General features: G+C 58.9%; 11 protein-coding genes. 3 read left to right on the forward strand and 8 right to left on the reverse strand.

Annotated elements, in window-relative coordinates:
• Positions 1-53 precede the first annotated feature (53 nt).
• The 5 genes from ATY78_RS23555 to ATY78_RS23575 form a co-directional block, all read right to left on the reverse strand.
• Positions 54-758 (reverse strand): hypothetical protein, encoded by a 705-nt coding sequence (locus ATY78_RS23555; RefSeq protein ID WP_088684715.1) that lies wholly within the window; start codon positions 756-758, stop codon positions 54-56.
• Complete coding sequence (locus tag ATY78_RS23560; protein ID WP_088684716.1) at positions 758-3,034, reverse strand: polysaccharide biosynthesis tyrosine autokinase; 2,277 nt, start codon at positions 3,032-3,034, stop codon at positions 758-760. The genes ATY78_RS23555 and ATY78_RS23560 overlap by 1 nt, the downstream gene beginning before the upstream one ends.
• 51 nt (positions 3,035-3,085) lie before the next feature.
• The gene (locus ATY78_RS23565; protein WP_088684717.1) at positions 3,086-3,793 is read right to left on the reverse strand and encodes a sugar transporter; all 708 of its coding nucleotides are present in this window, start codon (positions 3,791-3,793) and stop codon (positions 3,086-3,088) included.
• 83 nt (positions 3,794-3,876) lie between these two features.
• Positions 3,877-5,088, reverse strand: coding sequence for a polysaccharide biosynthesis/export family protein (locus tag ATY78_RS23570; protein WP_088684718.1), 1,212 nt, complete (start codon positions 5,086-5,088; stop codon positions 3,877-3,879).
• Positions 5,089-5,395: 307 nt separating this feature from the next.
• The gene (locus ATY78_RS23575) at positions 5,396-6,805 is read right to left on the reverse strand and encodes an O-antigen ligase family protein (protein WP_088684719.1); all 1,410 of its coding nucleotides are present in this window, start codon (positions 6,803-6,805) and stop codon (positions 5,396-5,398) included.
• Between the two features lie 308 nt (positions 6,806-7,113).
• Here ATY78_RS23575 and ATY78_RS23580 point away from each other — a divergent pair, with 308 nt between their 5' ends.
• On the forward strand, positions 7,114-7,713 hold the full coding sequence (locus tag ATY78_RS23580) for a transglutaminase-like cysteine peptidase (protein WP_088684720.1): 600 nt from the start codon (positions 7,114-7,116) through the stop codon (positions 7,711-7,713).
• A 267-nt stretch (positions 7,714-7,980) separates the two neighbouring features.
• Entirely contained in the window at positions 7,981-9,300 is a 1,320-nt protein-coding gene (locus ATY78_RS23585) for a UDP-glucose/GDP-mannose dehydrogenase family protein (protein WP_088684721.1), read from the forward strand.
• A 105-nt stretch (positions 9,301-9,405) separates the two neighbouring features.
• On the opposite strand, the gene ATY78_RS23590 is transcribed toward ATY78_RS23585, so the two are convergent.
• Positions 9,406-10,197, reverse strand: a complete 792-nt coding sequence (locus ATY78_RS23590) for a metallophosphoesterase (protein ID WP_088684722.1) — start codon at positions 10,195-10,197, stop codon at positions 9,406-9,408.
• A 666-nt stretch (positions 10,198-10,863) separates the two neighbouring features.
• On the opposite strand from ATY78_RS23590, the gene ATY78_RS23600 reads away from it, so the two are divergent.
• A complete protein-coding gene (locus ATY78_RS23600; RefSeq protein ID WP_245313627.1) occupies positions 10,864-11,043 on the forward strand; it encodes a KTSC domain-containing protein in 180 nt (59 codons plus the stop codon).
• A 196-nt stretch (positions 11,044-11,239) separates the two neighbouring features.
• Here ATY78_RS23600 and ATY78_RS23605 read toward each other — a convergent pair whose 3' ends face one another.
• On the reverse strand, positions 11,240-11,845 hold the full coding sequence (locus tag ATY78_RS23605; RefSeq protein WP_088684724.1) for an alpha/beta hydrolase: 606 nt from the start codon (positions 11,843-11,845) through the stop codon (positions 11,240-11,242).
• Positions 11,846-11,979: 134 nt separating this feature from the next.
• Entirely contained in the window at positions 11,980-12,912 is a 933-nt protein-coding gene (locus tag ATY78_RS23610) for a VOC family protein (protein ID WP_088684725.1), read from the reverse strand.
• Positions 12,913-13,019 lie beyond the last annotated feature (107 nt).

The following is a 13,019-nucleotide window of genomic DNA, read 5'->3' on the forward strand; positions in this document are numbered from 1 at the left end:
GCACAGACGGCGGGCGTTGCTCTTGAGAGTTAAGGAAGTGCCGCTGGAAATGCTCACTTACCGCAGCGTTGCTGGAATCGCGCCGTCGCTCCTGTTCCAACACTCGCCCAGGTTCTATCGAAGATTGGACGAAGCTGCGGGCTGACCTCTTTGATGGCGGCGTTAACCCTGCAACGATCGCCAAGCTTCAGCATCGCCGTGAGATCGCTGTCGAGCGCGCTCTTTGCTGCCGACAGCGTTCCACCTGTGAAATCGTTCCAGAAATAAAACCGGGTGAGAACCATCGACTCGTCGTAGGGCGCGAGTGCCACGGAACGTTTCATCATGTTCGCAATCGAAAGCGGCTCTTCGGCAATCACAGACTGAACGGCCGCCAGACGAAGCCAAAAATTGCTGTTTGTCGGCATGCAGGAAAGCGCATGCTGTAGATAGCGGCGGGCGCCCGATGCAGCAGCAGCCCAGGCGTCGTAGTTGACATTGACATTCTGTCGGTCGAGCTGCGCCAGAACGAGCGTTACGCCGGCGCCGACGATGTCGGATCGGCAATAATGCCCCTCGACCATGCCGATGGTCCGCACCGCATATTTGGCCGTCACGTCATCCGCCACGGTCTCGCCGCGCTCGATCCTTTCGGCGACGATCGAGATGCTGGCCGCTCTTATAGAAGCGTACAGTTCCCTACCGGCCAATACCGCAAAGACGGCGGTGGCGACAACGAAAACGATCCTGGTGACCGAAACGGACCGGCTACCGCACATCAGCTTTCGGTGTAGTAGCGCGAATAGCGCTTATAATAATACTCGCTCGAGCCGAATGTCCGATAAAGCTTCATCTGCGCTGGATCGACCTTGGTCAGGATTGCACCGACGCATTTCGTATAAAGGTCCGGCTCGGACAACAATGTCGACTGAACCACTTTTCGAGACGTCTTACCCCACTCGATCACGAAGACAACCGCATCGAGCCTCGAATTGATGGCACGCGCATCGACGACGGGAGCCAAAGGAGGCAAGTCGACGATAATGTAGTCGAAGCTCTGACGCGCCGTTTCAAGCAGCAGTTCCATGCCACGTGATGCAAGCAGTTCCGAAGAATGCGGAACACGATAGCGTGCCACCGTCGGCAGGAATGCGAGCTTCGTCTTCGGATCGAGAAGGATGAGATCCTTGAGCGGGCGGTTGTCGACGATTGCTTCGAGCAAGCCGGCTTCCGCATGGCGGCCAATGGCTCGCGTCGCGCCGGGGTTTCGCATATCCCCGTCGATCAGCAGGCAACGCGCGCCCTGCATTGCCAAAAGCTTGGCAAAATTAATAGCCGTCGTCGATTTGCCCTCGCCGGGCAAACTCGACACGACACCGATGACCTTGCAACGCTGGTCGGCCGCGCTGATATCGATCGCGATTTTCGCGCTTCGAAGCGTCTCGGCAAATGCCGACAGCGGATGCTCCTCGACATAGGTCGTGGTCTTGCCACCCCTCGCTATGCTTCGCGGATTGTTTGGATCGACGAGCGACGGGTCATCGAAGTTATTCTCGACCAGCGGCATGACACCGAGAGATTCGACGTCGAGCACTTCCTTGACGTCATCACCCGTGCGGAAGAAGCGATCCCGGAACTCCCGGAAAGCTGCAATCCCGCTTCCGAAGGCGCATCCAAGGAACATCGCAAAAGCGACGACGAGACTTCTCTTCGGAGCGCTCGGCTTCGTCGGCGTCTCCGCCATCGTGATGATACGAGCAGCTGTAATCGGGAAGCTCTGCTGCTGAATGGCCTCTTGGTAGCGCGTCAGGAAACTCTGATAGAGGTTCTTGTAAGTATCGCGCGTCCGCTCGAGTTCGCGAAGCTGTACCTGCGTTTCACCGGCCGACGCGGCCACACCCGTCGCCTGGTCGACACTCGCCCGCAGCGAGTCTTCCCGCGATCTCGCGACCTGCAGCTCGCTTTGATAGCTCTCGGCGATACGGTTCAGCTCATCGAACATGAGCCGCCGATATTCCGCCATTTCCGCGCGAAGGCGAACCGCCTGAACGTGATCGGGACCAAGCCGCGCTTCGATTTCCGTCTCCAGCTTCGAAGCTTCCAGATATTTCTTGCGCAGATCGTTCGAAATGGAGCTGTCGAGCACGTCGGTGACGATCGCATCGGTCTGCTTCGCATCGATGATCGACTTGATGCGCGCATATTTTGCCTCGGACTGCGCCGTTGCGGCCTGCGCATTGATCAACTGGCTGTTCAGCTCGGAAAGCTGCTGCTCGCTGAGCAACGTACCGGATCCGGCCTCGACAAGTCCGTGTTCGCTGCGGAACTTCTGAACGGCGAGGTCGGTGTCCAGCGCCTGCTGACGGAGCTCTTCGATACGCTGCTGCAGCCATTCGCCGGCCCGGCGTGTCGCCTCATATTTCGAATTGAGCTTGTCAACCAGATAAACATCGGCGATGGCAGCTGCAATCTGCCGCGCCATGTCGGGTGATTGCGAGGTATAGCTGACATCGAGAACGTAGGATTTGCCAACACGTTCGACATCGATGTTGCCTGCCACGGTTTCCGCGGCCCAGCGTCGCTTCAACTCCGCATCGGGCGCGACGGCGGCGTCATCGGCAAACCACGACTTGAAATTCACCAGGGATTTCAGTGTCGCGACTGAGAAAAGCGAATTCTGCTGTGCGTTGAATACCGGATCGTCGACGAGCTTCAGCTTATCGACCACGGCATAGGCGATCGTGTCGGACTTCAAAAGCTCGACCTGGCTGAGGACGGTGCCCTCATCGTCGTCGAGCTGACCGAAAGCCGCAAGCTGATTGATCACCTGATTGTCGCTGCGGTCGATCAGCACGCTCGTGTCGGCGGTATAGACCGGAACCGATGTCAGGACATAAACCACGCCGAGAATGGCGAAGGCGAAAGCACTCGCAGCAACGACCCGCCACTGGCGGCGGGCAATTGCGATGAGCTTGTCGAAATCGATGAAATCAGCATCGTTTCCGGTATCGCGGGAGGGGTCGATACGCGGCGTAAGTTTATCTGGCGATAGCAATTTCGATCTCCAACAAAGGCGTCAAGCGCTAAGATCTACAGGCAATTCCAGCTATTGTGTGACCGGCACGCTCTGACTCGTTGACTCCGTGGTGTCAGTGGACGACTGGCCTCCCCCATTCGTGCTGACAACCGTCGTGGTGCTCGAAGACGAGTCGGAATCGGCACCCGCATTCGAAACCTTCAGCGTACCCGCGGTCGTCTCGGCGCCATCGAATGGCGTGCCGTCGTCCGATCCGGGTCCCGTCCGGCCAATTGAGCCATCATTGCCGATACCGGGCGCGGCGGCGGCAGCGCTTCTACCCGGGCCGAGCGCCGCGGTTCCGCCTTCGGCAAGGACCTTCGCAAAGGCCGCAAGCAGCGGCGCCAGATTGGGATCGGCGCTGGCAGCTTCAGCAACCGCCTTTTCGATCGCCAGCTTGAATTGCGGGTCCGACACCTGACAACTGTTTGCCGCGCGTCCAAGACCGGAGCCGATCGCCGCCATCTGCGCGGCATCAGCCTTCTTGGCCTGCTCGATCACCGGCGACAGAGCATCGTTGCTGCTGCCGACCAGGGCGCGAACACGTGATGACAGAACCAGGGGATCGGACATATCCAGCAGAACGGCGGGATTGGCCGTAAACCCGCTGACATCGACCGAAGTCAGGTTTGCCGGACCAAGGCAAGCAGCCGCAAAGGCGCTCGACGTCATGCCGGAAAACATCGCGACGAAAACCCCGCCATATGCAAGCTTACGATAAACACTTGACCTTGCCATATCAGTGATTTCCTTCATCAAATCCGCTGATCAATATAAGTTTGACGGCGTTGATCGGTTGCGATCAACGCCGTCCATCTCAATCAATTTCCAAGATCCTGTATCGCGTTACGGGTATCGTTGGCATCGTCTGTTACTCCGGAAACAGTGGACGATACGGAGTTCACGATGTCAAGGAACTTGACCAGTTCAACAGAGTCCGAATTGGAAATATAGATAATATCCTTGTCTTCCATCTTGAACTGCTGGGCGGCGAACAGGGTCGCCGGATCGCGAAGGTTCGCGCGGATGATCACCGGGACCGTCTCGCCTGCAAACCGCGTCGTGTCCACATGCATCGCTGCAAGCGTCTTCTTGGGAACAAGGCGATAGAGCAGAACCTGAGCCGGATCCGCACGGTCGTCGCGCAGGCCGCCGGCCTTGGCGATCGCCTCCCCGAGGGTGAGGTCGGACTCTTCGAAATCGAAGCGGCCGCTGACGCCCGCAGCCCCCAGCGCCAGGTATGTACGGCGCTCATGATCGACGGAGACCGTATCATCCGGCGCGACATAGATGTTTTCTGCCGGGTTTTTCAGCAACGTATTGTAGGCGACGGTTGCCGTCTTGCCGCGGCGCTGCAGCGTCACGTTCGTTTCGATATTGTTGGTCGTCAAGCCGCCCGCGGCCGAAATGACATCGAGAACACGCTCACCGGCCGGGCTGATCTGGATCCTCTGGGGATTGTTGACATCGCCGAGCACGGCTACCTGACTGGATCGGTTCGTCGTCGTCGTGATGACCACCTGCGGCTCGATCGCGCGGCTCGCCAGGCGATCCTCGACGTCCTGCTCCACGGTCTCCTTCAGGCGACCGGCGGCCGGAACGCGGCCCGCATAAGGAATGGTGATCGTTCCGTTTCTATCGATAGTCTGCTCCGGCAGGGAGATGTAATTGCCGGGTCGGCTACCGGCGTCCGAGGGAATAAAGAGACCGCCGGACTGCGCTTCGAAGATGGCGACCTGAACGACGTCACCATAACCGAGCGGAATTTCAGGCGCTCCGCCTCGACCGCCGCCGAAACCTTTGAAGGACGTCGGCTGGGGAGAAGTGAAATGCGGCAGGACGTTCTTGCTGAGATCGACGAGAGCGTAGTCGATACCGACGCGCCGCTTCTCCGTGGTCACCTTTACCGCTGCATCTCGATCAACGTCTTTGTGATCAGGACCGGATCTTGGCAAGGCCGTGCAGCTTGCCAATATAGTGGTTAGCGCTACAACAATGGCTACGCGTGTACTACCGACAGGAAAACAACTCATAGAATATCCCGTGTTGACGCCCTCGAAGCTACTGCCCCGCAATCTGACAAAATACAAGACAATCCCCGATCAATAATCACTGGAGGCCGATTAACATTTCCCTAACTGTGGCAGCCCGGCAACGCCGAGCCCTATAGCAAACGAAAACGGCCTCAACCCGACTCTGCTGATACCGGAAATAATCTAAAGGCTCCCTCCGCTATAAAATCTCTTGCGTTTGAGAGTCAACACCGCTGCACCGCAACAATCGGGGTTTTCGAAAAACCTTCATAAAATCCATTCATTTAACCAATGCTTTACTTAGCAATCACGAATATTGCCGGTCCGTCTCCTTCTGGCTGCGGCCCAGACTTATCGTGACGACCGCGCTGAGGAAGGCGGAGAAAAATACGGCGAACCCCGGTATTTGCAGAGAGAAATCAACTGCCGCGTGGAGGGCGACCAGCACCGTCGCCGCGATGCCGAGAAGAACATAATGCCGCAGCCGCCGGCGGTCAGCGAGCCCACGCCGGAACACCCTTGCAAGCACCGCGAAGACAAGCAGTGCCGCGACCGGGAACACGATTCCCAGACCCAGAAATCCTTCGAGATAAAAATTGTGCGCGCGGTCGAATATCCCGAAAATTCCGCAAGCCGGATCGCGGTAGGCCGAGAAGACGGTCCGGAAGGTTCCGAGGCCCGTTCCCGTCAGCCAGTGATCCGAAATGGCACGCCATATGCCGGGCAGAATGCAGAATCGATCATCGTCTGCGAGACTCCGCTCCTGCGCCCGCAAAATCGCCTGGCCTGCAAAGACCGCCGGCAACACCACGACCAAACCGGCCGCCGAGAGGAGCTTCAACACCGAACGCCATTTCGGCGATGGTTTCAGACGACGCGTCGAGCCGTTCCAATTGACCACAAGCCATGGGACATAGATGAGCGCGGCGACGAAGGTCGCGAATATCCCGGCACGCGAGCGGCTCAGCATCAGCGCGGTGAAGCAGGCGCACAAAAGCAGGATGTAGATCCACGACCGCACGAAAAGCGTGTTCCGGCCCGGCTCTCCAGCCGGATAATGCGAGAGCGAACGCGAGAGATCCCGCACCAGGGTCAGCATGAGCAGCGTCCCAACGCCAAGGAAGGTCGCGGCGGTATTGCGGTTGACGAAGACCGCCGTCAGGCTGTCGAGGTAGGCGTGTTTCTCTATGACGATCAGGATCTTGGGAAACATCGAAAACTGCAGCAGGCCGAAAACCGCGATTACACCCGCCGAAAGCCCGAGGGCGACCAATAGTTTCCTCGCGCGCTGGTCGTTGTCGCAGAGGAGAAGGCCGGTCAGGAACGTGACGAAAGGCAGCGCCACCCAGAGGATCGACGCCAGCGTGTCGGCCGGCTCGACAGAGATTGCGGCGTACTGCACGCCCGCCAGATCACGCGCGGCACGCCAGGCCGGATTGGCCAGCCAATCCGAAGGCAGATCGATGGTCTGGACGAACGTCCAGCCCGTCACCACGACGAGCACCAGCAAAGCGGTACTGAAAACCCACCTGCTTTGCTCCGGCTCCCCGAAGATCAGCGCAGAGATGATCGCGAGGGCAAACATCGCGATCGCTGCGAAGGCGAAGGGAAAGGGCGTAACGCTGCCAAACGGAATGAGTGTCAGTATAACGAGGCCGATGAAGACGAAGAGGAGAACCTCTCGCAAGACCCGCCTGTTGATGAGGTTGGATAACATCGGATTTCGTTTACCGGAACAGGCGACAATCGGAGCAGCGCAACCAAAGCGGTTAATTTGCACGTACTAACATAAATTGCATATCAAGCGCTTGCGTGCTAAAGTGTAACAGAATTCCACATCGTTTAAAATTGTCGCGAAAGGTTTAAGCCAATCGAGACAAGGCCTGTCTATGCTCCCTCCAAGCAGCAGAAACGGGACAGACGTTCTGCGGCCAATACTTGGCAGATCACTAAATCGCCATGCCATTGACTGGGAAAAAAGGCAAGCCTGATCTCAACCGGTTGTTCTGAACGGGGATTTAAGAGATGAAGAAAACATTTGTTACACTTCTGACCCTGGCCTTTACGGCAGGGAATGCCTGCTCGGCATTTGCCGCCGGCCCCGCAGGTCTTGCCCGCGGCCTGAACGGCAATTCGGCGGTCAGCTATATCTCCGAAAAAAGCAAGATCATCCCACCCTTCGCCCAGGTCCTCTTCTGCGCCCAGAACCCTGCCGAATGCCGCGACAACAATGGTTTGTCGGTCGTCACGTTGACGGACAAGGAAATGCTGCAGCTGAAGGACGTGAACAGCGCCGTAAACCGCACGATGATCGGCCGGAACGATTCCCGCAGCGAACTGAACGGCGACGTCTGGAAGGTGAACGTGCGCAGCGGCGACTGCGAAGATTTCGCTTTGACCAAGCGCAGCCGGCTGATGGCGATGGGCTGGTCGTCGCGCGCGTTGCGGATCGCCACGGCATATACGCCCTCCGGCGAAGGACATGCGGTGCTCGTGGTCAGAACCGACAAGGGCGACCTCGTGCTCGACAACAGGCAAAGCAGCATCAAGAACTGGCGCGATACCGATCTGCGCTGGGACAAGATTCAATCGGGAACGGACCCCTACGTCTGGTACCGGCTGTAGCAGCCGAGGCAGCCATACACAGATTCCTCCCCTCCCGGGATTGAAGTCGAGCCGGCTCTGACGAACGGCTCGACTTGTCATATCGCCCACACAAACCTATGTTTTTGCTGTCGACGGGATAGCCTGCAGCGTGCAGCGACGCCCAAAGCTCGACTTCCGATGTGGGCATCAAGCGATCTTCGATATTGTCTTTTGGCCCAGATTCAGTATGACGGACCCCATGCTGCGACGCAGCATGACGTTCTACTCTAATGATTTGAGGGAATTATGCGCATCACGATGATTGGATCAGGCTATGTCGGCCTCGTTTCAGGCGTTTGCTTTGCGGATTTCGGCCACGACGTCATCTGCGTGGACAAGGATCTGAGTAAGATCGAAGCCCTTCGCGAAGGCCGCATTCCGATCTATGAGCCGGGTCTCGATCAACTCGTCGCCGAAAACACCAGCACCGGCCGGCTGTCCTTTTCGACCGATGTCGGCGAAAGCGTGCGTAGCGCCGACGTTGTGTTCATCGCTGTCGGCACGCCCTCCCGGCGCGGCGACGGCCATGCGGACCTGTCCTACGTCTACGCGGCGGCACGCGAGATCGCCACCTATGTGGAAGGCTTCACCGTGATCGTCACCAAGTCGACGGTTCCGGTCGGCACCGGAGACGAGGTCGAGCGCATCGTGCGGGAAACCAATCCTTCGGCTGACGTCGCCGTCGTCTCCAATCCCGAATTCCTGCGCGAAGGCGCTGCGATCGAGGATTTCAAGCGTCCCGACCGCATCGTCGTCGGACTGAACGACGACCGGGCGCGCGAAACCATGACCGAAGTCTATCGTCCGCTTTACCTCAACCAGGCTCCCCTGGTCTTCACGAGCCGCCGCACTTCCGAGCTCATCAAATATGCGGCCAACGCCTTCCTGGCCATGAAAATCACCTTCATCAACGAGATCGCCGATCTCTGCGAAAGGGTGGATGCAAACGTCCAGGACGTTTCGCGCGGCATCGGCCTCGACGGCCGTATCGGCTCCAAGTTCCTGCACGCCGGTCCGGGTTACGGCGGTTCTTGCTTCCCCAAGGATACGCTCGCCCTTGCCAAGACGGCGCAGGATTACGACGCACCGGTCCGTCTCATCGAAACGACGATTTCGATCAACGACAACCGCAAGCGGGCGATGGGCCGCAAGGTCATTTCGGCCGTCGGCGGAGACATTCGCGGCAAGAAGGTCGCCATCCTCGGACTGACCTTCAAGCCGAACACCGACGACATGCGCGACAGCCCGGCCATCGCCATCATCCAGACACTGCAGGACGCCGGCGCCCAGGTCGTCGGCTATGATCCCGAGGGCATGGACAATGCCCGCAAGGTCATCGAGAACATCGAATATGCGAACGGCCCTTACGAAGCCGCTGCCGACGCCGATGCCCTCGTCATCGTCACCGAATGGAACCAGTTCCGTGCGCTTGATTTCAATCGCCTGAAGCAGTCGATGCGCGCTCCGATCCTCGTCGATCTGCGCAACATCTATCGCAGCGACGAGATCCGCAAACACGGCTTTACCTATACCGGTATCGGCACCAATCTCTACCAGGACGCCTAATAGAGCCGCTTCAATACGTGAACTTTCGGACGCCGCGGGGCATCAATCCCGCGGCGTTCGTTTTTGGGGCGTGCCGGCAGAAACGGCGGCTATTTCCAAGGCGCTTTAAAGAATACCGACCCGCGTTCCCTTGATCGTCAGCACGGTCAAGCGACCTGTCGCCGACACTGCCGTGTCGATCCCGATGCGCTGCGGCCCGAATGTCGGGATTCGCGCCGGCGTGTGCCCGTGGATCACCAGGAAAGGAAGCTGCGGCCCCTCATCCAGGAAGGGCTGGCGTATCCACATGAGGTCGCCGTCCTTCTGTTTCTTGAGATCGATGCCCGGCTTGACGCCCGCATGGACGAAGAGGACCCTTCCCATCCGCAGCATGATCGGCAGCGATTCCAGAAACTGGATGTGCCGCTCGGGTATCATGTTGTGAATGACGCGGGCGATCGCCTCGTTTCCTGCCGCCGACTGCAGCAGATGCTCGATGTCTATGCCGTATGACTGCAGCGTCTCGGTTCCGGCAAAGCTCAGCCATTCGAAAATACGCGCCGGTTTGCGATAGAGCTTCACCAGTTCCGCATCGTGATTGCCGCAGAGGACCAAACGCTGAAACCCCGGCGGCGGCCCCTTGCTCAGGAACTCCAGCACCGCGCTCGAATCCGGCCCGCGATCGACGTAGTCGCCGAGCGTGACGATGAGTTTCGGCCCCGTTATGCGCGCGGCATCCTCCTCGATGCGGCGATGCACCTCCACGAGTTCGTTGTAGCAGCCGTGAATATCGCTCATTGCGTAGACCGCAGCGAATTCTCCCTCGGCAAAGGTCAGCCGAGCGCGTCCTTTTCGGTTACCGGCCAGTATCGGTATCTGTTGTCGCCACGGCCCTAGATAGTTAAACATGTAACCCATTTACGAGATCCGACCGAACGCGAGGTTCTTCGGAAGCGATCCATTTCTTGTCCATTCCGGCATGAGGCTCAGTGTTCAGGAAGAAATTGGCCTGATCACGGCCCCATCGACATTGTACCCGCAACGCCGCCGCATCGGAACAAGCTCATCCCTGGCCGACTGCTGCACCACCTGCGTCAGGCTCGCCGCAGGCACTGCGCGTCCGGCTGCCGGGGCGCGAGAATCATCCATCCTTGTCGTTCCCGCCTGAAAGCGCGCTCAGGCAACCCCGCCAGTGACGGTGATACCGATGCTCCGAGAAACGCCCTTGTCTTCGTTCATTCCGGAAAGGTTTCGCCGTCAATATTGCGCTGTATTTTGGTATATGCTGGTTAATCCGGGGTTAAACCATATTGTCCGTTCCGCCGGCAGCTGTACCGGCGACTAGCTCTCCGGCTTGAAGAATTGCCGGCAATCGGATTTCCACAGATGATGCCAGCGAAAAAGCTGCAAAAATCAACTATAAAGAGAGCCATCACAAAAAAATGAACGTTTAAGCTTATCGTGCTTGACGCCCCTGTGGCGGCGCATAATGATGCTGCGTTGCGAGCGTGAACCACGTCCGCATTCAAGAATCTCAGGTCCAAAATTGCGGGGTGCAAAGTGGAAACTGCGGTTGATTCGAAAATGATCGAGGCGATTACCTACGACGAAGACAGCCGGCATCTACGGGTCTATCTGACAAACGGTCAGAGACGAGAATATGAAGGCGTTCCAAAGGGGGTCGTCGTCGGTCTGACGATGGCGGAATCGCCCGGTAATTTTTACATGAAGGCAATCAGGGGCAAATATCCTCCCCGTCCTTAGAACAATTCCAGGAAAAGTGCGAAGCGGTTTTCTCAGGCAAAGCGCGAAGCGCTTTTGCCGGGAATTGCGTAAATCCAAAAGGTTAGAGCGCCTGCGTCCTGTCGATGACCGCCGGCAGGACCATCATTCGAGAAAGGCTGTGGGACCGGCATTTTGCCGGCCCCACAATCATTTCACGCCGATGGGCGCGCTTCCATCAATAGCCGCTGAAGAATTCGCGCACCGCATCGATTTCGAGCGGCGCAATCTCATGGCCGCCGGGATGCCAGACCGTCCGGACCTCCGCCCCACGATCCTTCAGATGTTGCGACAGGGCCTCGGTCACCGGGACGGGAGCGATCGGGTCCCGCTCGCCGGCCGTCACCAGCACCTTTCTTCCCGCAAGCGTCGAGCGGGCTTCGGGTTGAAACGGAATGAGCGGATGCATCAGAACCGCGGCGTCGAAGATGCCCTTCTCGATCAGCACATTGGCGAGGATGTTTGCGCCGTTCGAAAAGCCGAGCCCGAGAATGGCGGAAGCCCGGTATTCCCCGGCAAACGCCTCGACATAGGCGGCCATCTTCTCCGTCGCACGGGAAAGGTCGGGCATATCGTAGACCCCCTCTCCCGTGCGGCGGAAAAAGCGCGCCGCACCGTATTCTGAAACATCACCGCGCGGCGAGAGAACAGTCGCTTCCGGCAGCAGGCGCCGGCCGAATTCGAAGAACTGGTTCTCGTCGCCGCCGGTGCCGTGCAGCACGACCAGCATGGGTTTGTCGGGTGCACCGGCATGCAGCAGGTGCACATATCCTGTTTCGGTCATGTCGGTTCTCCTTGGAGCAATTCCAGGAAAAGTGCGAAGCGGTTTTTCCAGGCAAAGCGCGAAGCGCTTTTGCCGGGAATTGCGTCAAAACAAAAGGTAGAGCGGTTCTACGCTTCAATGAAAATTGAACCGCTCTAGCCCTCGAGCGGCTGCAGGTGCTGCTCGAGCAGCGCGCGAAGATGAGCGTGCTGCTGCGGCAGCCTCAGCGCTTCGCCGAGATGCGCCGTATCCTCGTCGCGGTCGAAGCCGGGTTCATTCGTCGCGACCTCGAACAGCACGCCGCCCGGCGTGCGGAAATAGATCGCCCAGAAATAATCGCGGTCGATGACGGGCGTGACCTGATAACCGGTATCCATCAGCGCCTTGCGCACTTCGAGTTGCTTTGCGCGGTTTTCGACGGCGAAGGCGACGTGGTGAACGGAGCCGGCGCCGGGCAGCGCACGGGCGACATTCGGCATCGTCTCGAGATCGATGAGATGCGCGCCGTTGCCGTCAGGCTTGATCAGCCGCTTGACGCCATCCCTTTCCTCGCCCACCTCGTACCCCATGAATTTCAGGAGTTCGGCCGTCGCGCCCTCGTCTCTCAGCCGCATGGCGACGGAGTGGAAGCCGCGAATGGCGTGGTCCTCGTTGATGCCGCCATGCGTCCAGGGCTGGCGGCCATCATCCCTAACCTCGACGAGGGCGAAGCCGTCGCCATCCGGACCGGAGAAGTTCAGGCGCTTTTCGCCGAAGCTTTCCTCGGCCTTCAGGCCACCGAGGCCGAGCGCGGCGAAGCGGTCGCTCCAGAAGCCGAGCGAGCCCTGCGGGACGGAAAACACCGTCGTGCCGACCTCGCCGGTGCCGGGACGGCCCTGCGCCATCTTCGGGAACGGGAAATAGGTCATGATCGTGCCGGGCGCGCCGGTCTCGTCACCGTAGTAGAGGTGATAGACATCGGGCGCGTCGAAATTCACCGTCTTCTTGACGCGGCGCAGGCCGAGCGCATGGGTGAAGAACTGGTTGTTGGTGCGGGCGTCCTCCGCCATCGATGTGACGTGGTGCAGGCCCTTGATCTGATCGAGCATGTGAGACCCCTTTCTTGCCCGCCGTTCGCGGGCTTTCGATGGATCATAAATGCGCGCTCCGAGCCCCTGCGGATAGAGCCGCGGACCAAAACGCATTGTCTTCTTTT

It is taken from the genome of Rhizobium sp. R635 (genome assembly GCF_002211285.1).
In the GTDB taxonomy this organism is placed as follows: Bacteria; Pseudomonadota; Alphaproteobacteria; order Rhizobiales; family Rhizobiaceae; genus Rhizobium.

Excerpts from the sequence above, each read along its gene's own strand:
- ATY78_RS23565 (WP_088684717.1), bottom strand. The coding sequence starts at position 3,793 with ATGGCAAGGTCAAGTGTTTATCGTAAGCTTGCATATGGCGGGGTTTTC.
- ATY78_RS23555 (WP_088684715.1), bottom strand. The coding sequence starts at position 758 with ATGTGCGGTAGCCGGTCCGTTTCGGTCACCAGGATCGTTTTCGTTGTC.
- ATY78_RS23590 (WP_088684722.1), bottom strand. The coding sequence starts at position 10,197 with ATGGGTTACATGTTTAACTATCTAGGGCCGTGGCGACAACAGATACCG.
- ATY78_RS23575 (WP_088684719.1), bottom strand. The coding sequence starts at position 6,805 with ATGTTATCCAACCTCATCAACAGGCGGGTCTTGCGAGAGGTTCTCCTC.
- ATY78_RS23610 (WP_088684725.1), bottom strand. The coding sequence starts at position 12,912 with ATGCTCGATCAGATCAAGGGCCTGCACCACGTCACATCGATGGCGGAG.
- ATY78_RS23580 (WP_088684720.1), top strand. The coding sequence starts at position 7,114 with ATGAAGAAAACATTTGTTACACTTCTGACCCTGGCCTTTACGGCAGGG.
- ATY78_RS23585 (WP_088684721.1), top strand. The coding sequence starts at position 7,981 with ATGCGCATCACGATGATTGGATCAGGCTATGTCGGCCTCGTTTCAGGC.
- ATY78_RS23570 (WP_088684718.1), bottom strand. The coding sequence starts at position 5,088 with ATGAGTTGTTTTCCTGTCGGTAGTACACGCGTAGCCATTGTTGTAGCG.
- ATY78_RS23600 (WP_245313627.1), top strand. The coding sequence starts at position 10,864 with ATGATCGAGGCGATTACCTACGACGAAGACAGCCGGCATCTACGGGTC.
- ATY78_RS23605 (WP_088684724.1), bottom strand. The coding sequence starts at position 11,845 with ATGACCGAAACAGGATATGTGCACCTGCTGCATGCCGGTGCACCCGAC.